The following is a 21,326-nucleotide window of genomic DNA, read 5'->3' on the forward strand; positions in this document are numbered from 1 at the left end:
GCAAAATCATTTCAACAGGACATTTAAGATTGTATCTTTGCCTTTAATTTTAGATCAAAAACCACACGATCATGGCAAATAATATTAGGGTTCGATTTGCACCTAGTCCCACAGGTCCGTTACATATTGGTGGCGTAAGAACCGCATTGTTTAATTATCTTTTTGCTAAAAAACAAAAAGGAACATTTATACTTCGTATAGAAGATACTGATCAAAACAGATATGTAGAAGGTGCAGAAGACTATATAAAACAAGCTTTGGATTGGTGCGGAATTCCGTTTGATGAAGGACCAGGAAAAGATGGCGGATTTGGACCTTACCGACAAAGTGAACGCAAACATTTATATAAGCAATATGCCGAGCAGCTTATCAAAAATGGTCATGCTTATTATGCATTTGACACAGCAGAAGCATTAGATCATCACCGTAAAGATCATGAAAGTAAAGGTAAAACCTTTATTTATAATTGGCATAATAGAGAAAAGTTAACTAATTCATTATCATTAACAGATGATGAAGTTCAACAGAATTTAAATTCTGGTGTGCCGTTTGTGATTCGATTTAAATCTCCACAAGACGAAACGCTTCATCTTTTTGATGAAATTCGTGGTGACATAAAAATTGATACCAACATCTTAGATGACAAGATTCTATTTAAAAGTGATGGTATGCCAACATATCACCTTGCCAACATTGTAGATGATCATTTAATGCAAATAACTCACGTTATTCGTGGAGAAGAATGGTTACCATCTCTAGCTTTACATGTATTGCTATATCGTTCTTTAGGTTGGAATCCTCCAAGTTTTTCGCATTTACCATTAATTTTAAAACCTGTTGGTAAAGGAAAACTAAGCAAACGTGATGGTGATAAGTTAGGTTTTCCCGTATTTCCATTAGCTTGGACAGATCCTAAAACTAAAGATATATCCTCCGGTTATAAAGAAGATGGTTACCTACCCCAAGCAGTTGTTAACATGTTAGCATTCTTGGGCTGGAATCCCGGAACTGAACAAGAATTATTTTCTTTAGAAGAATTAATTCAAGAATTCGATCTTAAACGTGTTAATAAAGCAGGCGCTAAATTTGATCCCGAAAAAACGAAATGGTTTCAACAACAACATTTACAGCAGACTAAGACCTCGATATTATCAGATCAATACGCCCAATTACTACAACAAAAAAATGTTTCAACTACTTTAGACATCCATAAAATTGTAGATACCATCAAAGAAAGAGCAGTATTCGTCGAGGATTTTTGGAATCTAAGTAACTTCTTTTTTATTGCACCTTCTGAATATGAAGCAAAAGCCACTAAAAAAGCTTGGAAAGAAGATACACCTAGCCTAATGCACGAACTAATTAGAATTCTTGATGATATCACCGATTTCTCTGAAGAAAATGTTTCTACGATTACCAAAGGATGGATTACCGGTAAAGAAATTGGATTTGGTAAAATTATGATGCCCCTTAGAGTAGCCCTTGTAGGTTCTTTACAAGGTCCTGATCTATTTCTTATTGCTTCTATGATTGGAAAAACTGAAACCATTCAACGTATAGAAAATGCTATAGAAAAACTTTAAAACACATAGTACAACTCCTAAAGAAAACCATTAATAGTTCAAACTGTTAGTGGTTTTCTTACTTTATCGACTGTAACATTTCTATCCCATCGTACACTAATACAGTAAGAACACTTTGAACTAATACAACTATGGGAAAACAATTTAAAGTAATAGAAATATCTCATTCTTGGTCTCTTAAAAAACTAAGAGCGAAAGTTGAATATGAATTAAATAGGGTATCAAAAGACGGCTGGGAGATTGTAGATATCTCTTTTATCGGAAGTATGTATACAGCAATGATAACAATTTCTAAATAACAACAATTGATCTATAATTTATTACTAAATTCAATCATTATTAACTTTAAAATATAAAAGATGGGGCAATATATAATTTATCTATTTTTATTCTTCGGAATTATAATCATATTAAAAGGAATATTTACTGTAAAACAACAAACTTCTGCAATTGTTGAACGTTTTGGTAAATTTTTAAGTATTAGAAACTCAGGATTACACTTTAAAATCCCAGTTTTTGATCGTATTGCAGGACGTATTAATCTTAAAATTCAACAGTTAGATGTATTAGTTGAAACAAAAACAAAAGATGATGTATTTGTACGTCTTAAGATTTCAGTACAATTTCAAGTTATTAAAGAAAAGGTTTACGATGCCTTTTATAAACTAGAAAATCCGCATGATCAAATTACATCTTATGTATTTGATGTTGTCCGTGCTGAAGTTCCTAAAATGAAGTTGGATGATGTTTTTGAGCGTAAAGATGACATTGCAATCGCAGTGAAACAAGAACTTAATGAAGCCATGGTTAATTATGGATACGACATCATTAAAACTTTAGTTACCGATATTGATCCAGATCTGCAAGTTAAAGAAGCTATGAATCGTATTAATGCTGCAGAAAGAGAAAAAGTAGCAGCCGAGTATGAAGCTGAGGCTGAACGAATTAAAATTGTAGCAAAAGCCCGTGCCGAAGCTGAAAGTAAAAGATTACAAGGACAAGGTATTGCTGATCAACGTAGAGAAATTGCTAGAGGTTTAGAAGAGAGTGTTGATGTGTTAAATAATGTTGGTATAAATTCACAAGAAGCCTCTGCTCTAATTGTGGTTACTCAACATTATGATACCCTTCAATCGATAGGTGAAGAAACTAATAGTAATTTAATATTACTTCCTAATTCTCCACAAGCCGGTAGTGATATGTTAAACAATATGATTGCATCTTTTACAGCCTCTAACCAAATTGGTGAAGAAATGAAAAAACAAAATGCAAAAAAAGGAATCACTAGAAAAAAACCAGGTTCTGACGCTTAAAAAATTATATCATTCACGTACCGAAACCCGATCCTAAAATTGATCGGGTTTTATTTTGTTAATTTTTATTCAAAATTAATTTAAGAGCTTTTAAGCCATTTTAACATCATCATTAATCCAATCATAAATCGATGTTTTTTAAACACCACAAACAGCTTTATTTTAATTCAATTTTAATCATAAAAAATTATTAATATTAAAAATAAATAAATAAAATCTATTATAGTTAATATAAATTTTAACATCACTTATTATAATAATAATTTATCAAATATGAATGTATTTCATTTTACAAAATAATACGCTAAAATCTGTAGCGTCATAAATTTTATAATAGATCCAATATCAATAACTCATTTGTTCTACAAATAAAATTATTCTTTATAGACTTACCTTCTACATAGATTGCCTACTATATGTCTTATTAATAATTTTAATCCAAACTATTCTAATTCTAAAAACATTGTATTTTGGTTAAAATTACTTTACTTTTTGTACTACTGTTGTTTCAATTTTTAGGGCACTCACAGCCCCCTGAACCACCTATTGGGCATCGTTGGGTACTATTTGATCAATACTCTGATGAATTCAACGATAAAGCTTTAGATACTAAAAAATGGCGAGATACATTTAATGGTTGGAAAGGCAGGCCACCCGCAAAGTTTGATCCTTCTACTATATCAGTACAAAACGGTACGATGCAAATAAAAAATAAAAAATTGGCCACTCCAGATGGAAAATATACTATAGCAGGGGGTGCCGTTCAATCTCTAAAACAAACTGCCCATTTTGGATATTATGAAGTTAAGTTTAAAGCATCCAAACTATCTATGTCTACAACATTTTGGATGTCTAACGGCAAGAAAAAAATAAAAGGTCCAACCAAACTAAGTAATGATTGCCAAAAAGATAGCTGGAGTCAAGAATTGGACATTATAGAGAGTGTAGGTGGTGAATTTAATCAACCATGGGCGTCCGGTTTTAGAACAAAAATAAATTTTAATACACATTACCGTTATATTGACTGTAACGGATCTCCAGAAAAATTCTACTCTGCCGGAAATAATGCTATAGAAGGAAACGGTATCAAAGCCGATGCAACTCTCGTAGGTGGTGGTGAATCCTGGGAAGATTTTCATATCTATGGTTGCTATTGGAGAGATAGTAAAACCTTTGATTTTTATGTAGATAAAAAGTATGCCGGTACTGTAATCGCTAGTACAGATGTGGTAGACACCCCTTTCTCAGAACCAATGGGTATCAATATGGTTACAGAAACTTATGATTTTGCAACCCCCTATCCTACTGATCATCAATTATCTAATAATAAAATTAATACATCATATTACGATTGGATAAGATCATATAGATTATTTGCTGTAAATGAACCTGAATCTAGTACTATTGATACTTCTATAGTTGAAGTTTTTGATGAAACTATATCTTTTTTTAAAGACCCAATTTTAGATAGTAAAAAGAACGAAATTACCCTTTCCTATTTATACAAAGCCAATCAAAATAGAACCTTAAAAGTTCATATTAATAATAATAAAAATAAGGAAGTTTATTCTCAAGATTTAAAGGTTTTAGAAGGTTACGGTAAAGCACAAACCCAATTAAATTTAAAAACTTCTTTACCAAAAGGGTCTTATACAATTACTGCAGATATTAGATCTAATGTACCATCTAATACCTCGGTAATTGCAGTAACAAAAGACCATACAATAATATTTTAATTTACAATATTTTAGAATTAAAAGAAACTATTGCTAGAAGTTCTACTTTTTGGTACTATTTTTGCTCCGCATACTATAAATAGTTATCAATTTTAAAAGATCCTTTGATAATATCTGTTATACGTTAAGATATTGATTTATTAGAGTTTACAATAAATTTGTTTAATTTAAAATTAATTATACTTATAACAAAAGTCTCATGAAAAATTACTTAATCATTTTTTTATTCATCTCTGGAAATATATTTTCTCAAAGTATAGGTGAATTAAAAAAAACAGCTAAACGTGACGCTCAAGCAACAATTCAAGCTTCTGTGGATAGAAATCTTAGTACCATATTAAAATATACTCATCCTACCGTTTTTAAAGCATATGGCGAACAGAAACTTATGGAAACTATGAATGATATTTTTAGAACTATGGACGCCCAAAAAATCAAAATAAAAGACTTTAAAATTGATGAAGTAACAGAAGTTAAAAAAGAAGGAAATCAATATAAATCTTTAGTAAAAAACACGATTAATATGGATTTTAATGGGCGTTCTGTAACATTAAAGAGTTCATTATTTGGTTTTTATAATAAAAAGAAAGCACAATGGTATTTTGTTGAATCTAATAAACTTCTAGACGATCCCGATACCAAAAAGCTATTTCCAAAATTTAAAACCGATATAGAAATTCCTCTAGATGAACATATCGCAGATGATTATTAAATCATAAACAATCAAAAAAAAATAACCCCAAAACTTTGAGTTTTGGGGTTATTTTTTGGTTATAAACTGTACGTAGATGCTAATTCTTTAGCTTCTAATTGTAGCAATTCATTTTTATCTTCTAATGCCTTATTAATAAAATCCTTTGCCTCTTGATTGGGTTTTAACTTGTTATTTTTTAAAACAATACCAAGAGCTATCATTGTAGCAATTCTAGTACCTACTTTTTTAACAGCAGTCCCATATAACGGTTCCAGCTCCTCGATAGTTACATTGTTCGCAGCCTCCTGAATTTTATTTTTAAGTACAATTCTTTTCTCATCAGGTAAATTAGTGTACTTCTTCCCTGCTCTTTTTACTTCTTCTATAGCAGGTATTACGGCTTGTTTATTATTTTGTTGTGGTTTTTGAGATTTATGTTGTTCTTGAACTGGTTTAACTTTAGCCCATGTGTCTCGTAAACCTACAGTTTTATTAAATACCAAATTTTCTGCAGTACTATCACTATCCATATTAAAATATCCTAATCTCTGAAATTGAAATTGTTCTAAAAGTTTACCTGTCTTTAAACTAGGTTCTACATAACCAGTTATTATTTTAAGAGAATCTGAATTAATAAATTCTACAAAATCCTTATCCTTATCACTATCAGGTGCTTCGTGATTAAATAAACGATCATAAATTCTAATTTCTGCAGGAATAGCATGTTTTACAGTAACCCAATGCAATGTTCCTTTTACATTGCGTTTAGATTCTTCTGTACCACTTCCCGATTTACTTTTAGGGTCATAAGTACAATGAATTTCTGTAATCTTACCGTTTTCATCTTTTACTACACCTTCTCCTTTGATAATATAAGCGTTTTTAAGACGTACCTCTTTACCTAAGGTTAGTCTAAAGAACTTTCTACCTGCCTCTTCTTTAAAATCCTCTCTTTCGATATATAATTCACCAGAAAAAGGAACTTGTCTTGATCCTGCAGTTTCATCTTCAGGATTATTTTCTGCTGTTAACCATTCTTCTTGATCTTTTGGATAGTTTGTAATTACCAATTTAACGGGATCAAGTACTGCCATTACACGTGATGCAGTTTTATTAAGATCCTCACGTACACAAAACTCTAACAACGAAACATCTATTACGTTTTCACGTTTTGCTACACCAACGGTATCTACAAATTTACGTATTGAATTAGGTGTATATCCTCTCCTTCTTAGTCCCGATATAGTAGGCATTCTTGGATCATCCCACCCAGATACTATTCCTTCTTGAACCAATCTAAGTAACTTGCGCTTACTCATTATCGTATAGCTTAAGTTAAGACGAGCAAATTCTCTTTGTTTTGGTCTAATATTGCTACTGTAGATTTGATCTAAAAACCAATCATAAAGTTTTCTATGCGGCTTAAACTCTAATGAACATAGTGAATGTGAAATATTTTCTATATAATCACTTTCACCATGTGTCCAATCATACATTGGATAAATACACCAATCATCTCCAGTTCTATGATGAGTTTTCTTTAAAATTCTATACATCAAAGGATCACGCATTAACATATTTGGATCTGCCATATCTATTTTGGCTCTAACCACGTGAGCTCCCTCATCAAACTCCCCATCTTTCATCTTTTGAAATAAGGACAGGTTTTCTTCTACCGAGCGATCTCTAAAAGGACTGTCAGTTCCAGGTTCTGTAGTTGTTCCTTTTTGCTCTGCAATAGCCTCTGCAGATTGTGAATCAACATATGCTTTACCTTCCTTGATTAACAATACCGTCCAATCATACAGCTGTTGAAAGTAATCAGAAGAATAACACTCTTTATCCCATTGATATCCTAACCATGCGATATCTTCTTTGATAGCATCAACATATTCTTGTTCTTCTTTTGCAGGGTTAGTGTCATCAAAGCGCAAATTTACAGGTGCGTTGTATCTAAGACCAAGACCAAAACTTATTCCTATAGCTTTGGTATGCCCTATATGTAAATATCCATTAGGTTCTGGTGGAAAACGAAAGCGTAAGCTATCACTACTCATTCCTTCTTTTAGATCTTCTTCTATGATATGCTCTATAAAATTGAGCGATTTTTTCTCTTCTGTCATTACTTAAAAATAAAACACAAAACTACAAATTCTAATCCTGCTTAGCTATTCTATAAAAATGTTTAATATAAATTATTATGTATTCTATAATTTGATTTAAAAAGGGGTCGTTTTCCCTTGTTAATTAAACCAACATTCTCATTACCTTTGTTTAAAAAAAAGCAGTGGGATATATCAAACTGAAAAATATTAAAGTTTATGCCTATCATGGTTGTCTTGTTGAAGAAAAAAAAATAGGTTCTGATTATCGAGTAGATTTAAAAATTAAAGGGGATCTATCTAATTCTGCACAAACCGATCGTTTGGCGGATACTATAGATTACGTTCATCTTAATCATATTGTAAAAGAAGAGATGGCGATACGTTCTAAGCTACTAGAACATGCAGCAGAGCGTATTTTAAATAGAATCATAGTAGAGTTACCTTTGGTTCAAAAAGCGACCGTAGATGTCTCTAAAATCAATCCTCCTATTGGTGGAAATGTAGAAATGGTAACAATTACCAGAACCAAAAAACGCTAACTTTATGGTGTTAAAAAAAAATGAATGTTGTTTTAATGTGAAATCATTTGTTTAGAACTAATAAATTTTTTTACATTTGCCTGAATCCAACCAAAACTGGTGTCGTGGCCGAGTGGCTAGGCAGTGGTCTGCAACACCATCTACAGCGGTTCGAATCCGCTCGACACCTCAAAAAATCCTGTAAGTATTTACAGGATTTTTTTATTTAGTATTAAAACTTGATTCTGGTCTAATTTTTTCGATTCTATCCTGAATTTTCTTTTCCATTGTGTCAGGTAATACACCTTTAAGAATAAGAAATACACCAAAAACTACCATCATTATACTGATAACTCTTTTTATAATATACGTTCTTTTTGGTGTTAATTTCTTTTTTAAACGTTTCGCTAATAACATTTTAAAAATATCAATAAGTAGATAGGTTCCTAAAACCATACTAAAAAAATACAGAATTCTATTCGTATTCATATCTAGTTGTGGTCCAATTACTATGATTATGCTTAACCAAAAACCTAGTACACCGATATTAATAAAATTAAGTAGAAACCCTTTTACAAAAAGCATTAAATAATTATGCTTATTAATAATTTCTACTGATGTATCTCTAAGTTTATTATAATTTTTACGTTCTTGAATAAATGATATTATCCCATAGGTACCTAGAAGCATTCCGCCAAAAATGAATAATGCGGGATCATCTTTTATTTTTTCTAAAATTTGATTTGTACTAAAATATGCAATAAGAATAAATACAATATCCGCAAAGATTACTCCTAAATCAACTGCAAGTGCTGCTCTAAAACCTTTTATAGCTGCAGTTTCTAACAATACAAAAAACACAGGTCCTATTAGAAATGCTAATAAAAACCCTAAAGGTATTGCTGCTTGTGCATCTTGGAGCATGTGATTTATGAATCTTTCTTACAAAGTTAAAAAACTACTTAGTTAACTTCAATAATTTTTCCTCCTAAAAGTTTTTGAGTATCCATTTCTTTTGGATTACCATAAATTCTGATCGTTCCACCAGCATTAGTATTTGCTTTGATATAGTTTTTGGCATATACTTCTGCCGAACCACCTGCACTAATTTTTACTTGTGTATCTTTTGTTTTTAGGTTTCTTCCATAATATTGTCCACCAGATGTAACAACTACCTCCTGCTCTTTTACCTCACCATCTATTTCTATTTCTCCTCCTGATATTGCTTTTACAAATAAATGTTCTGCTTCAATATTTGCTCCAATACTGGCACCTTCTTGAGCTCTTAAATCTAACGAATTAGAAGATATTACATCTTTAGATTCTACTCGGGATCCTTCATTAACATCAATCTTTCTTAATTCTTTATAATACACAACCACCTGAGTGTTATTATTATCCCAAATATTATCTAAAGACATACTAATCTTTAACAGATTATTGTTTTGTATAACATTTATATTTCTGCGTTTTACTCCAGTAATTTCAACTTTATTCTCATCACTTTGAACTAAAGTAACCTGAATTTTATTAAATATTTTTAATTCACTGAAGTCACCAACATTTTTAGTTACTACATCTTGTGCTTGAACTACAGATACTGCACATACAAGTAAAAGAAACATTATTTTTTTCATCGCCCTATTTTTAAGATTTATAATTTTTTGTTTTATTATGAACGACACTTATATATTATTATTCCATTTCTTCTCTACTTCCTAACAACGTAAAGTCTAAGTGCCTTTTCACGAGATCAGCGTTTTTTACTCTCACAACCACTTCATCTCCTAATTGGTATGTTTTCTTATTGGTTTGCCCAATTACAGCATATTCATCTTGATCAAAAACATAATGATCATCTGCTATATCTTTAAGTCGAACCATGCCTTCGCATTTATTGCTTAAGATTTCTACATAAATACCCCATTCTGTTACTCCAGAGATCACTCCTATGAAATTTTCATTTTCATGATCTTTCATAAATTTTATCTGCATAAACTTAATAGAATCACGTTCTGCACTAGCAGCTAGATTTTCCATGCTACTACTGTGATTACATTTTTCTTCATATTCTTCTTCTACTACAGATTTTCCTTTATCTAAATAATGTTGTAGCAAACGGTGTGCCATAACATCAGGATACCTTCTTATTGGTGATGTAAAATGAGAATAATAATCAAAAGCTAAACCATAATGCCCTATGTTATGGGTTGTATATTCTGCTTTACTCATACTTCGTATAGCTAAAGTATCTACAAGATTTTGTTCTTTTTTACCTTGAACATCTTTTAATAAACCATTAAGTGATTTTGTAGTGGTCTTGCGATCTCTAAGATCTAGCTTATACCCAAATCGACCTATAATGTTTTGTAAGGCTGCTAATTTTTCATCATTAGGTTCATCATGAACTCTATAAATAAATGTTTTTTTAGGGTTCTGTTTTCCTATAAATTCTGCAACTTTTTTATTAGCTAGAAGCATAAACTCTTCGATAAGCTTATTTGCATCTTTAGAAGTCTTAAAAAATACTCCTACAGGTTCGTTATCTTGATTTAAATTAAACTTAACTTCTACCTTGTCAAAAGATATAGCTCCTTCTCCCATTCGTTTTGCACGCATTATTTTAGCTAATTCATCTAATTTTAATGTTGCTTCTGCTACTTTAGGATCTGCTTTATATTCTTTTCCTGTTAATGAGATTTCTGCAGGTATGGTATTTTCTTTAGTTTCTATGATATGCTGTGCTTCTTCATAAGCAAAACGTGCATCAGAATAGGTTACTGTTCTACCAAACCATTGATCTACAATTTCTGCTTTATGATTAAGTTCAAATACAGCAGAAAATGTATATTTTTCTTCATTTGGTCTTAATGAACAAGCATTATTAGACAAGACTTCAGGCAGCATAGGTACTACTCTATCTACTAAATATACAGAGGTTGCTCTCTCATATGCTTCATCATCCAGAATTGTTCCTGGTTGTAAATAATGGGATACATCTGCAATATGAATCCCTATTTCATAGTTACCATTTTCTAATACTTCAAAAGATAACGCATCATCAAAATCCTTAGCATCTTTTGGATCAATTGTAAAGGTGAGTGTTTTTCTCATATCTCTACGTTTCTTGATCTCAGACTCTTGGATACTGGTATCTAACGTATTTGCATATTCTTCTACTTCTGCCGGAAATTCATATGGTAAACCATACTGCGCCAAAATTGAATGAATTTCTGTATCATGCTCTCCTGGTTTTCCTAAAACACTAACTATTTTACCAAAAGGAGAATCTGCTTTTTCTGGCCAATCTTCGAGTTTAACTAATACTTTATCGCCATTTTCTGCTTCTCCAATTTTATTTTTAGGAACAAAAACATCGGTATACATTTTAGGATCCTGCATGTTTACAAATGCATAATTTTTTTGAATCTCTATAACGCCTACAAACTCCTCTCTTTTACGTGTTATAATTCTAGTAACCTCACCTTCACTTTTTCCTCTTCGTTTTCTGCGATATACATACACTTCTACTTCATCTCCATGTAGACCTTTATTTAGATTATTACTAGGGATAAAGATATCATCATCTAGATCCTTTACGATTACATATCCACTACCTTTAGATGTGATATCTAATATACCAGTGTATGTATTTATATTGGGTATTATTTTAAACTTTCCTCTATCTACCTCTTCTATTTGCTTTTTAGCAGCAAGCTGTGCTAATTTTTTAATAATTTGATTACGACTACTTGCGTCATTAACACCAAATTTTGCAGCTATTTGTTTATAATTAAAAGGGGTATTAGGTTCTGATTTTAATATTTTAAGTATTCCTTGGGTGATATTCTCTATTTTTGGAGACTTTTTTTTTCTATTTCTCTTTCTTTTCATTAATATTCATTATATATATGCGTTAAAAGTACAGCTTATCTTTTAACATTTGTAATTTTAAGTTTAATCTTTTATTAATCCTTTAAAAGTGCCCTTAATTCAGCTGTTCAAAATATAGTATCTGTAAATCAACGTATTACATTTATATATTTTATCTAAATCATCATTTATTTCTGATTTTTTGATTAATTTTAAAACACTAGGATATTATTTTGTTTACTAAGTATTTCCCCCTAATGAGTAAAGTCAAAAAAATACATAAGATTATATTTCTATTCGTTCTAATTTTTATCATAGGTGTTTACTCTTTTTCATTGTATATCAATAACACTATAGATAAGAAAAAAGAAACTACCTTAGAATCAGAAACTCACAACATTCTCAAACAAGATAAAAAAGCAATACAATTACAGTAAACGTATAGGTCTATTCTATATTTTATTCATTCATATTTACGTATTCAATTATTACTACTTATTTTGTATATTTAGATATACTATACCACAGGGAATTATTAGATGAAAGACTTTGTTATTATAAAAACGTATACCTATCCGCACGAGTATGCTGTTCTAAAACTTCTTTTAGACAAGGAACGCATTTCTTACTTTTTTGAAAATGAAACCATGATTGGCGTTTTTCCTTTTTACTCAAACGCACTAGGAGGTATTAATCTAAAAGTACATCAAAAAGACAAAGCAAAGGTACTACAAATTATAGACAATCTAAATACGGACTCTCATTTAACAATAGTCTAAACTTTTATTTCAATTTTATTTCACGATTTAAAACAGTTGTCAACACATATTATATATATATCTTTTTTCTTTTAAAATTTAAAAAATAAAATAGTGATTATTATATAGTGTGAATAGCGGTATAACTTTTCTAAGTTTTATTAGTTTCTTACGTTAGATTGAATTTTCAGAATGATATTAACAGGATATGAATATAGTAAGTACTTGAAAATCTTCTAAAAATGAAATTTAATTAACAACTGTTAATAGCTAATAAACACATATAATCTTTAATATTTTTACGGTAAAACCGTAGTTCATAACATTAAATTAATGTTTAAAAACTTATCCAAAAAAACATGAGTTATAATTTTGATATATGGTTATGATGCTTGTATTCTAATAAAAATGATAACGACCAAATAAACTTTCTGAATTTTAAGAACTATTTATCCACACGCAATGTTAACAGAGGATAGGGACTTATTAACATTGGGGTAACATTAAGGTAAAATATTGATTTTTTGGAGGTTAGTATTTCTGAGATTGAAGTATCTTTGTTGAAACAATAAAAACGTATTCAAAAAATGAAAATCGCCATTGGAAATGATCACGCCGGCACGGCATATAAGTTCGGTATTACTGAATATCTAAAATCTCAAGGGATTGAAGTTAATAATTATGGTACTAATGAAGATAGTAGTGTAGATTATCCAGATTTTGTTCATCCAGTTGCAAAAGATGTAGATGGTGAAGCAGTAGATTTTGGTATTTTAATTTGCGGTAGTGGAAATGGAGTATGCATGACAGCAAATAAATACAAAAATGTTAGAGCTGGATTATGTTGGACCAAAGAAATTACAGAATTAACAAGACAACATAATAATGCAAATATTATTTGTATTCCAGCTAGATTTACATCTCAACCCCAGGCATTAGAAATGGTAAAAACTTTTCTTGCTACAAGTTTTGAAGGAGGTAGACATCAAAATAGAGTAGATAAAATATCGATGTGCGTATAATTGTATGACAAAAACACACGCTCATAATCATTCTCATCAAAAACGTACTGGGCGTAATTTATTATTTTCAATTGTATTAAATATAGTAATTACAGTTGCTCAAGTAATTGGTGGATTGTTATCAGGTAGTTTATCTTTACTATCCGATGCGCTTCATAATTTTAGTGATGTTTTATCACTTATCGTAAGTTATTTTGCTAATCGATTGGCAAAGAAAGAGGCATCGATAAAAAGAACTTTTGGATTTAAGAGAGCAGAAATTATGGCAGCATTTATTAATGCTGCTTCTTTGATTATTATTGCTATTTTTCTTGTTTTTGAAGCTGTAGAGCGATTACAAAACCCACAAGAGATTAGTGTTGGGATTGTGATTATATTATCTATCGTAGCTATATTAGGTAATGGTTTAAGTGTTTTACTATTACAAAAAGATAGTAAAGTAAATATGAATATGCGGTCGGCATATGTGCATTTACTTACAGATTTAATGGCTTCTGTAGCTGTTTTGTTAGGAGGTTTATTAATGCGATTTTATGAATTATTCTGGATAGATAGTGTATTAACTTTTGCTATTGCTGTTTATTTAATAATAGTAGGTTATGACCTTTTAAGAAAATCGTTTAAAATATTAATGTTGTATACGCCAGATACTATCGAAGTAAAAGAAATTGTAGCTACAATTAATGCATTACCCAAAGTAAAAAGTATTCACCATGTACATGTATGGCAATTAAATGAAGAAGAAACACATCTAGAAGCTCATATTGATTTTAGTGCAGATATTCCTGTTTCTGAATTTGGAGAGATTCTTCATACAATTGAAGCTATAGTACACGAAAAATTTGAGATTAATCATGTTACTTTGCAACCAGAATTTGATAAAGAAGACAGTAAAGATATTATAGTACAAGACTAGGCTTATGAGTATTAATTTTAGAGTGAAACGGTTTGAAGAAATCGAGGCATTAGAGTTATACAAAATTCTGCGCTTACGCGCAGAGGTATTTGTAGTAGAACAAGATTGTGTTTATCAAGATATAGACAATAAAGATCAAAAAGCGCTACATGTTATAGGATATAAAAACGATCAAATTGTGGCTTATACCAGATTATTTAAGGGTGGCGATTATTTTGAAAATGCAAGTATCGGTAGGGTAATCGTATCGCAAAAAGAAAGACAATTTGGGTATGGTCATGATCTTATAAAAGCCAGTATTGAAGCTATAGAAAAACACTTTAAAACAACCGAAATTAAAATATCCGCACAAACGTATCTAAAGAAGTTTTATGAAAGCCATGGGTTCTCGCAAATAGGAGAGGAGTATCTAGAAGATGGTATCCCTCATATTGCGATGGTTAGAATATGAGTTGATTTTAATTTCGTACTTCATTTTGATACAGATGTACACCCCAAAGGTTTTCAAAACCTTTGGGGTGTACAACAGCTAAATTATTTTAAAGTATACTTAGCTTCAATAAAAACCTTTTTTTGAATATGAGCATATTCAAAGTTGGATTTTCCATCAAATGTATCAAGGACATAATCTGTAAAAATACTAGTTTTCTTATTTGATAGATATGCATGATATGATGAATGAGGATATCTTCTGAAATCTTTTGTTATTTGATGATGTTCTGCATTTGTATGAATATACAGTACTAAATTCTTAAAATATACTTCGTCTGTTATTCGTATTCTAGAAAACTTTCTTTTAAACAAACTTCCTGTTCTGTTGTACATCTTATTAATTGCTTTTGCATACGCATTAAACAGATTTGAGAAACCTTGAGATATGATTTTGCTTTCTAAATTATGCTTTGTTTTTATCAATAAATGAAAATGATTAGGAAGCAGACAATAACAATGAATGTTAGCAATAGGAAGAATATGATTTTTCAATAATTTTAGAAAATAAGTATAGTTTTTTTCTTCAATAAATAAGTTTTCTTTATTGTTTCCTTGATTATAGATATGATAATATTGATTAGGCTGTACTACTTCGTACTTCATTTTGATACGTATTAAGACCCCGGGGGTTTTCAAAACCCCCGGGGTCTGGCAAGCTGTTAATTACTTTTAATTTTAATATTATCAATGTGATATCTGGTTGTAGCCCTTGGATCTCCTCCAACATACTTAAAACCAATTCGCATAGAACCTTCGATACAAGATAGATTTATGGGTCCAGCAGGAGAAAAATCTCCAAATGCATTTATAGGACCTCTAGGTATCTGTGCATCAAGAAGTGTCCATGTTGCTGTGTTTATATCATCAGTAAAGTCATTAGAGACAAAGACTTGTAAAATATTACCATTATCAAAACCAGCTTGTAGATCAAAATTTAATACCTCATCTGTTGTGGTACTCATATCAATTTCTGGAGATAATAACCAGATTTCATACAAGGGTTCTTTTGATCTAAATCCGGTGATTTGTACATATTCGTTTTCACTAAATGTTGCAATATCATAATCCAAATCACCTTTTGTTAGATTGATATTAATCCATCCTTTTTCTTCAAGATCTTTTATTTTTAAACCTGTAAATTCTTCTTCAAATAAGACGTTTTTTCCTTCTGTAGCCGATGTACATGTTACTACTTCTGGATCACAACGATTTTCAATATCAAAAACCAACCCATCAGGATCGTTAAGTGCCAAATTGTATGCATTACCAAGAAAATTTTTGGTTAATATTCCTGTAAAACTTCCTTGTTGATTAGGAAGTGTGAGACCTCTAAAATCAGAAAAAGTACTGGTGCTTAAAATAGTAGTTCTTCCTGTTTCGCAACTTTCAATAATACGTTCTCCATCAAACTTATCATTGGGTTCTGCTGCAAATGTGAAAGCGTTGTTTTCTTGCACGATATTTTTATTAAACTGAATATTATTTACTTTGACATAAAGGTTTAAAAGACGATCTGTAAAATTATCTATGGTTGTTTCTAGAGGCGTTATAGCAAAAACTTCAGAAGAGCGATTAATAACTTCGTTCACCGAAAACGAAGGAATAGCAGCAATAGTATTGCCATCTAAAACACCTAGTGTTGGCACGCCATTTTCTATACCTATAGACAATCCATCAAGTTTTATAAATACTTTTCTACCAAACTCATACGAAGTGAATAAAGGCGCATTATCAATTAGTACACGTATGCCAGCTGTTGGATTTACAGCTGCATTCTGAAGTATCAATTCTTTAAAAAAATTGCCTCCTTTATCACTAGAAACAACATAACCAATACTATAATTATTGGTATCGGTAAAGCTAGCTTTAGCATTTTCTCCTTCTTTCTCGATTTCTTGTGCTAAAATGCCGAGTAAGGCTTCTAAATCCATGACTGTACCATTAATAATAGGCTCTTCTATAAGTAAAGGCGGTGTTTTAAAATCTTCTTCGGGTGTGCAACGTATTGCAATAAGTGTAAGGATAAAGATAAACACGATTGGTTTTAAATAGTGTGTAGACATATTTTTGTTTGTGTTAATTGTTTAAAATCGTACGTAAAAATTGATGTAATAAGATGTTCCAAAACCGTAGAAGTATTTGGGACCAAAAACAGGTGTTTGACGCTTGGATTCTTCTAGCGCTCTTCTATAATTCGCATTTCTGGTTTGTTCAAAACCTCCTGTTCTGTATTGTTGATTAAAAATGTTATTTACAGATGCAAAGAACCCAACATAATATTGATCTATTTTCCAGGATTTACCACCGATAGCATTCACTAAAAAGTAAGCATCAAATTGTTCTTGTTTTAATAAGTTATTAGCAATGTTTTGATCAAAATCATTAAAAGGTAATCCATCTACATCTTGGTTAAAGTTAGTTGTTCGGGCAAACGGGCTAATACTTATAAAAGCGTTAGAAAAGTAGTTTGTTGTGGCACCAAACCACCAAAATTTAGGATCGCGATATTCAAAACCTAATTGTGCCGCATTTTGAGGACCACCAGAAAGGTAATATCCTTTTAAGCTAGATTTTCCGAAGGAACGTATACCTTGAACATCAGTAAAAATATCACTTGTGCTGGCTAGTGCAAGATCAGGGTTATTATCATATTTAAATCGACCAATACCCGCTGCGCCTTTAAGTTTTATGGTAGGTGTGATTTGATATTCAATTCCAAGCTCGGCACCCAGATGTGACTTATCTATATCGGTTAAGATTTCCTGAACAAAACCAGCTCCCGAGCCAGCAATTGCCTGAGTAAAGAAAAAAGAAATATTCGTTGCGTCAAGAATTTTTGTGTAGTAGCCAGTTAGCCGGGCTTTTATTTTAGAAGAGCGAAACACGTAACTGGCATCTATAGATTGTATTTTTTCAGTTTCTTGTGGTTTTCCTATTAATTGAGAAACAGGTGCATTATTTTGTCTTGCGTTTACAAACGTATTTCGAATAGTAGGCGCTTTATTAAAATAAGCAGCATTAACTACTGCAGAGTGTTTTCCGTGTAATCGAAAGGTTGCTCCACCTTTGACACCATAATTTTTAAAAGAAACTGCAGGACTCATTCCTAGAGATTGTACTCCGGGAAAATATCCGTTTTCAAATAAACCATTACGCTGGTAGGTAGTGTTGGCTACATTTCCGCTTACAAAAAAATCGAGGTTTTTATATTTAAATTGTGCTTGTACAAATCCATTTAGTACGGCTGCATTAATTTCATAATTATAGTCAAAACGATCTCCTTCTCCAACGATTCGATTAGGGTTTTGTAAATCGCTTTGTGCACGATTTGTTAATGCCGTATTTGAGAATCCTGAAGCTGATGTAGCAAATAAATCTACATCAAGAAATCCTGTTCCTCCAAGAAGATCCTTAACCCGAGCAAAATTCTCACTTTTTAAGTTTCTATACTTGACAGATGCATTTAAGGTAAGGTGATTGGTTATTCTGCTGTTTAGGATAATATTTCCGGTAAGCTGTGTATCATCATTTCTGTCTTCATATAAAATATACGTAGCATTGCTTCCTTGTTGTGCATTTTGTTGATTTGTTTGTCGTAAAGTATCCCAATCTAATTGGCCATTGTTAATAAGGTTTTGTTGCGCTAAAAATGCATTTTGATAATCTACAGCAGTTGGATTAGCTTCTTTTAAAAAAGAACTAGGTAGATGATCCGGATGCACTGGATTGGTATTTGCTCCTCTGCCACCACCAAGGTAAACAGACTCTCCAGATGTATTGGTTACTAGATCTCCCCCTCCAGTATCTATTCGTGTATTGGCTATTGTACCGGTTTGAAAGGCTAAATTTGTATTAATGCTGGTTTTTGGAGTCACATCCCAATAGTGATTTATCATGAGTACTGGTTCTTTAACACTACGTTCTCTTGCATTTCTTATTTTACCATCTTGATATCCCCAGTTGGGATTGTATCTCGCCCCTTTTATGTTAAAAACCTCTTCGGTAATAGCAGTAGATCTACCTCGACGATTGGGAGTATAAAACCCGGTAAGATTAAGACTATGGTATTTGTTTAATTTCTTTTCAATTGCGATAAAAAAAGAATTAGCATCATAGCCTGTACCCTGTATAAACCCTTGATTACCAAATCTACGCGCTAACGAGAGTGAAAAAGCCCATCCTTTTCGTGTAATTCCAGAGTTGTAGGTGCCTATGATTCTACCTTGATAACTTCGGTTAGAAGATGCATAGGAGACTCTACCGCCTTTTCTGTATGTAGATGCTCTCATGATGATGTTTGAAGTCCCTAGCAAATCACCAAAGGTGTAATCGTTTTGAGAAATGCCGGCAGAAAATTCCTGATTGCGTTGCACATCATTAAGACCACCCCAGTTACTCCATTGTGGTCTTCCGGTAGCTAGCTTATTCATTTCAATACCATTGATTAAAACTTTTCCGTTCTCATTATTTAATCCTCTTGGGCGAAAGAATGTTGCACTAAAATCAAATGCCGCGGCATTTAAAAACGTATCTCGATTTGCATGCAGTAATGCAGCCACAGTAAAAGAAGTATCATCTGCATCGTTTATTTCAGCATCAGAAAGAGATATCGTTGCTATTTGCGATTGCGCTATTGTAAAGTCATGTTGCAGCGTTATTTTTTTGAGATCTAGAAGTTTCCCTTCATTAATCACTATAGGAAATCTCTTGGTGATATATCCTGGTTTTGAAATGATCAGGATTTGTTCGCCTAAAGGAAGTGTTTCGTTTTTAAAATCAAATACTCCAAAACTGTTTGTAGTACTCTGGATTGTTGAAGCTTTAATACGTATAGCAACTGCAGCGATATTCTCTTTAGAAATCGCATCAATAATCCTTCCTTTTACATTGGTTTGTTGTGCGTGTGTTTTAGCAATACAAGATAAAAATAGTACCACTATTATTTTTGAAACATGAGATTTTAGAATCATTTTTTGACGTGTGTAAACTTTTAACGAATTAAAAATGTTGAGGTTAATGATTGGTACAATAGTAGGATACGCCAGTTTCATTTTTCGGAACTGAAAAAAACAATCTTTGCACTAAGACCATTTACATTTTGATTTTGCTGTAAAATAGAATCGACTATTTTTTGTCTATGTGAATAAGAAAAATTCAGCATAGCCATAGCTACGGTTAATTTTTATTGTGAAACAGATATGAAAAAGAGTACTTGTATTAAGGTAAATTCAATGTGTAAATGGTATAACTTATAATTACTAAGAAGATGTTACGAAGTTTACCGTACTTAATTATGCTGATTTGTACCGTAGTCTTTTCACAAGAAAAGAAGACCTATAAAATCAATACGATTGCGTTTTATAATCTTGAAAATCTTTTTGATCCAGAAGATGATCCCAAAACTTTTGATGATGACAGAACCCCAAATGGTAAAGATCATTGGACCTATGACATATATGCCGATAAACTAAAAAACATGGCAGATGCAATCTCTAAAATAGGTGTAGACCTTACTAAAAATGCACCGGTAGTTTTGGGTGTTGCAGAGATAGAAAACAGAAAGGTTTTAGAAGACCTCGTAAATGAAAAAGTATTGCAATCGAATGATTATGGTATCGCTCATGTAGATTCTCCGGATAGAAGAGGTATAGATGTGGCCTTATTATACCAAAAGGCATTGTTTAAGCTTAAAAATATAAAAACTCATGCTTTGCTACTATATGATCATGAAAAAGAAAATAAGCGTATGTATACAAGAGATCAATTGGTGGTTAGTGGGTATCTGGATGGGGATTTAATGCATATTATTGTAAACCACTGGCCATCACGAAGGGGAGGAGAAGCGCGAAGTCGGCAAAAACGTATACAAGCAGCAATAGTAAATAAAAAAATTATAGATTCTCTTTTTTCAATAGACCCATATGCTAAGATTGTCACTATGGGTGATTTTAATGATGAACCCAATAGCCCAAGTATCAAAAAAATCCTAAAGCCCAAATCAAATCAAGAAGATGTGGCGCTAAAAGGATTGTATAACCCTATGATCAAAATGACCAAAAAAGGTATAGGTTCACTTGCCTGGCGCGATAGTTGGACACTTTTTGATCAAATCATACTCTCTAAAGGACTATTAGATACTACCAAAGGCTATCGTTATTATAAAGCAGGTGTGTTTAATAAAGATTTTTTAACGACCCAAAAGGGAAAATATAAAGGATATCCCTTTAGGAGTTATAGTAGTGGCCAATATACAGGTGGCTATAGTGATCACTTTCCTGTGTATGTGTATTTGATTAAAGAGGAATAAAAGTAAATT

18 protein-coding genes and 1 tRNA gene are annotated in these 21,326 nt (G+C 31.7%); 12 read left to right on the top strand and 7 right to left on the bottom strand.

Annotation, left to right across the window (positions count from 1 at the left end):
* The first annotated feature begins 71 nt into the window (after positions 1-71).
* The 5 genes from gltX to AWE51_RS15510 all read left to right on the top strand — a co-directional run bounded on the left by gltX (position 72) and on the right by AWE51_RS15510 (position 5,344).
* Positions 72-1,583 carry a glutamate--tRNA ligase gene (gene gltX, locus AWE51_RS15495; protein ID WP_066315108.1) on the top strand — a complete coding sequence of 504 codons (1,512 nt, stop codon included), beginning with the start codon at positions 72-74 and terminating at the stop codon, positions 1,581-1,583.
* A gap of 131 nt (positions 1,584-1,714) precedes the next feature.
* Positions 1,715-1,882: a hypothetical protein gene (locus AWE51_RS26540; protein WP_157766130.1), complete on the top strand. Its 168-nt coding sequence runs from the start codon at positions 1,715-1,717 to the stop codon at positions 1,880-1,882.
* A 60-nt stretch (positions 1,883-1,942) separates the two neighbouring features.
* Positions 1,943-2,896, top strand: a complete 954-nt coding sequence (locus AWE51_RS15500; protein WP_066315111.1) for an SPFH domain-containing protein — start codon at positions 1,943-1,945, stop codon at positions 2,894-2,896.
* 470 nt (positions 2,897-3,366) lie between these two features.
* Positions 3,367-4,632, top strand: a complete 1,266-nt coding sequence (locus AWE51_RS15505) for a LamG domain-containing protein (RefSeq protein WP_066315113.1) — start codon at positions 3,367-3,369, stop codon at positions 4,630-4,632.
* A 199-nt stretch (positions 4,633-4,831) separates the two neighbouring features.
* A complete protein-coding gene (locus AWE51_RS15510; RefSeq protein ID WP_066315115.1) occupies positions 4,832-5,344 on the top strand; it encodes a hypothetical protein in 513 nt (170 codons plus the stop codon).
* 59 nt (positions 5,345-5,403) lie between these two features.
* Here AWE51_RS15510 and AWE51_RS15515 read toward each other — a convergent pair whose 3' ends face one another.
* The gene (locus AWE51_RS15515) at positions 5,404-7,449 is read right to left on the bottom strand and encodes a glutamine--tRNA ligase/YqeY domain fusion protein (protein ID WP_066315116.1); all 2,046 of its coding nucleotides are present in this window, start codon (positions 7,447-7,449) and stop codon (positions 5,404-5,406) included.
* A 164-nt stretch (positions 7,450-7,613) separates the two neighbouring features.
* Between AWE51_RS15515 and folB the strand changes: the two genes are divergently transcribed.
* Both folB and AWE51_RS15525 read left to right on the top strand, forming a co-directional pair.
* Positions 7,614-7,970, top strand: coding sequence for a dihydroneopterin aldolase (gene folB, locus AWE51_RS15520; protein ID WP_066315117.1), 357 nt, complete (start codon positions 7,614-7,616; stop codon positions 7,968-7,970).
* Positions 7,971-8,068: 98 nt separating this feature from the next.
* A tRNA-Cys gene (locus tag AWE51_RS15525) sits at positions 8,069-8,139 on the top strand.
* A gap of 32 nt (positions 8,140-8,171) precedes the next feature.
* Here AWE51_RS15525 and AWE51_RS15530 read toward each other — a convergent pair.
* Genes AWE51_RS15530 through rnr form a run of 3 tightly spaced genes read right to left on the bottom strand, consistent with a single transcriptional unit; the run spans position 8,172 to position 11,843 of the window.
* Entirely contained in the window at positions 8,172-8,873 is a 702-nt protein-coding gene (locus AWE51_RS15530) for a LysE family translocator (protein WP_066315118.1), read from the bottom strand.
* A 38-nt stretch (positions 8,874-8,911) separates the two neighbouring features.
* Positions 8,912-9,586, bottom strand: coding sequence for a head GIN domain-containing protein (locus tag AWE51_RS15535; protein ID WP_066315122.1), 675 nt, complete (start codon positions 9,584-9,586; stop codon positions 8,912-8,914).
* Positions 9,587-9,644: 58 nt separating this feature from the next.
* Positions 9,645-11,843, bottom strand: a complete 2,199-nt coding sequence (gene rnr, locus AWE51_RS15540) for a ribonuclease R (protein ID WP_066315123.1) — start codon at positions 11,841-11,843, stop codon at positions 9,645-9,647.
* Between the two features lie 518 nt (positions 11,844-12,361).
* Between rnr and AWE51_RS15545 the strand changes: the two genes are divergently transcribed.
* From AWE51_RS15545 to AWE51_RS15560, 4 genes are all read left to right on the top strand, one after another.
* The gene (locus AWE51_RS15545) at positions 12,362-12,601 is read left to right on the top strand and encodes a hypothetical protein (protein ID WP_066315125.1); all 240 of its coding nucleotides are present in this window, start codon (positions 12,362-12,364) and stop codon (positions 12,599-12,601) included.
* 566 nt (positions 12,602-13,167) lie between these two features.
* Entirely contained in the window at positions 13,168-13,602 is a 435-nt protein-coding gene (rpiB, locus tag AWE51_RS15550) for a ribose 5-phosphate isomerase B (protein WP_066315126.1), read from the top strand.
* A 4-nt stretch (positions 13,603-13,606) separates the two neighbouring features.
* Positions 13,607-14,518: a cation diffusion facilitator family transporter gene (locus tag AWE51_RS15555; protein ID WP_066315127.1), complete on the top strand. Its 912-nt coding sequence runs from the start codon at positions 13,607-13,609 to the stop codon at positions 14,516-14,518.
* Between the two features lie 4 nt (positions 14,519-14,522).
* A complete protein-coding gene (locus AWE51_RS15560) occupies positions 14,523-14,969 on the top strand; it encodes a GNAT family N-acetyltransferase (protein WP_099098793.1) in 447 nt (148 codons plus the stop codon).
* A gap of 83 nt (positions 14,970-15,052) precedes the next feature.
* On the opposite strand, the gene AWE51_RS15565 is transcribed toward AWE51_RS15560, so the two are convergent.
* Genes AWE51_RS15565 through AWE51_RS15575 form a run of 3 tightly spaced genes read right to left on the bottom strand, consistent with a single transcriptional unit; the run spans position 15,053 to position 19,980 of the window.
* A complete protein-coding gene (locus AWE51_RS15565) occupies positions 15,053-15,613 on the bottom strand; it encodes a transposase (RefSeq protein ID WP_066315128.1) in 561 nt (186 codons plus the stop codon).
* 56 nt (positions 15,614-15,669) lie between these two features.
* Positions 15,670-17,073: a DUF5689 domain-containing protein gene (locus tag AWE51_RS15570; protein ID WP_066315130.1), complete on the bottom strand. Its 1,404-nt coding sequence runs from the start codon at positions 17,071-17,073 to the stop codon at positions 15,670-15,672.
* Between the two features lie 21 nt (positions 17,074-17,094).
* Positions 17,095-19,980 carry a TonB-dependent receptor gene (locus AWE51_RS15575; protein WP_066316305.1) on the bottom strand — a complete coding sequence of 962 codons (2,886 nt, stop codon included), beginning with the start codon at positions 19,978-19,980 and terminating at the stop codon, positions 17,095-17,097.
* A 323-nt stretch (positions 19,981-20,303) separates the two neighbouring features.
* Between AWE51_RS15575 and AWE51_RS15580 the strand changes: the two genes are divergently transcribed.
* The gene (locus AWE51_RS15580; protein WP_232517395.1) at positions 20,304-21,317 is read left to right on the top strand and encodes an endonuclease/exonuclease/phosphatase family protein; all 1,014 of its coding nucleotides are present in this window, start codon (positions 20,304-20,306) and stop codon (positions 21,315-21,317) included.
* Positions 21,318-21,326 lie beyond the last annotated feature (9 nt).

Source organism: Aquimarina aggregata (assembly GCF_001632745.1).
GTDB lineage: Bacteria > Bacteroidota > Bacteroidia > Flavobacteriales > Flavobacteriaceae > Aquimarina > Aquimarina aggregata.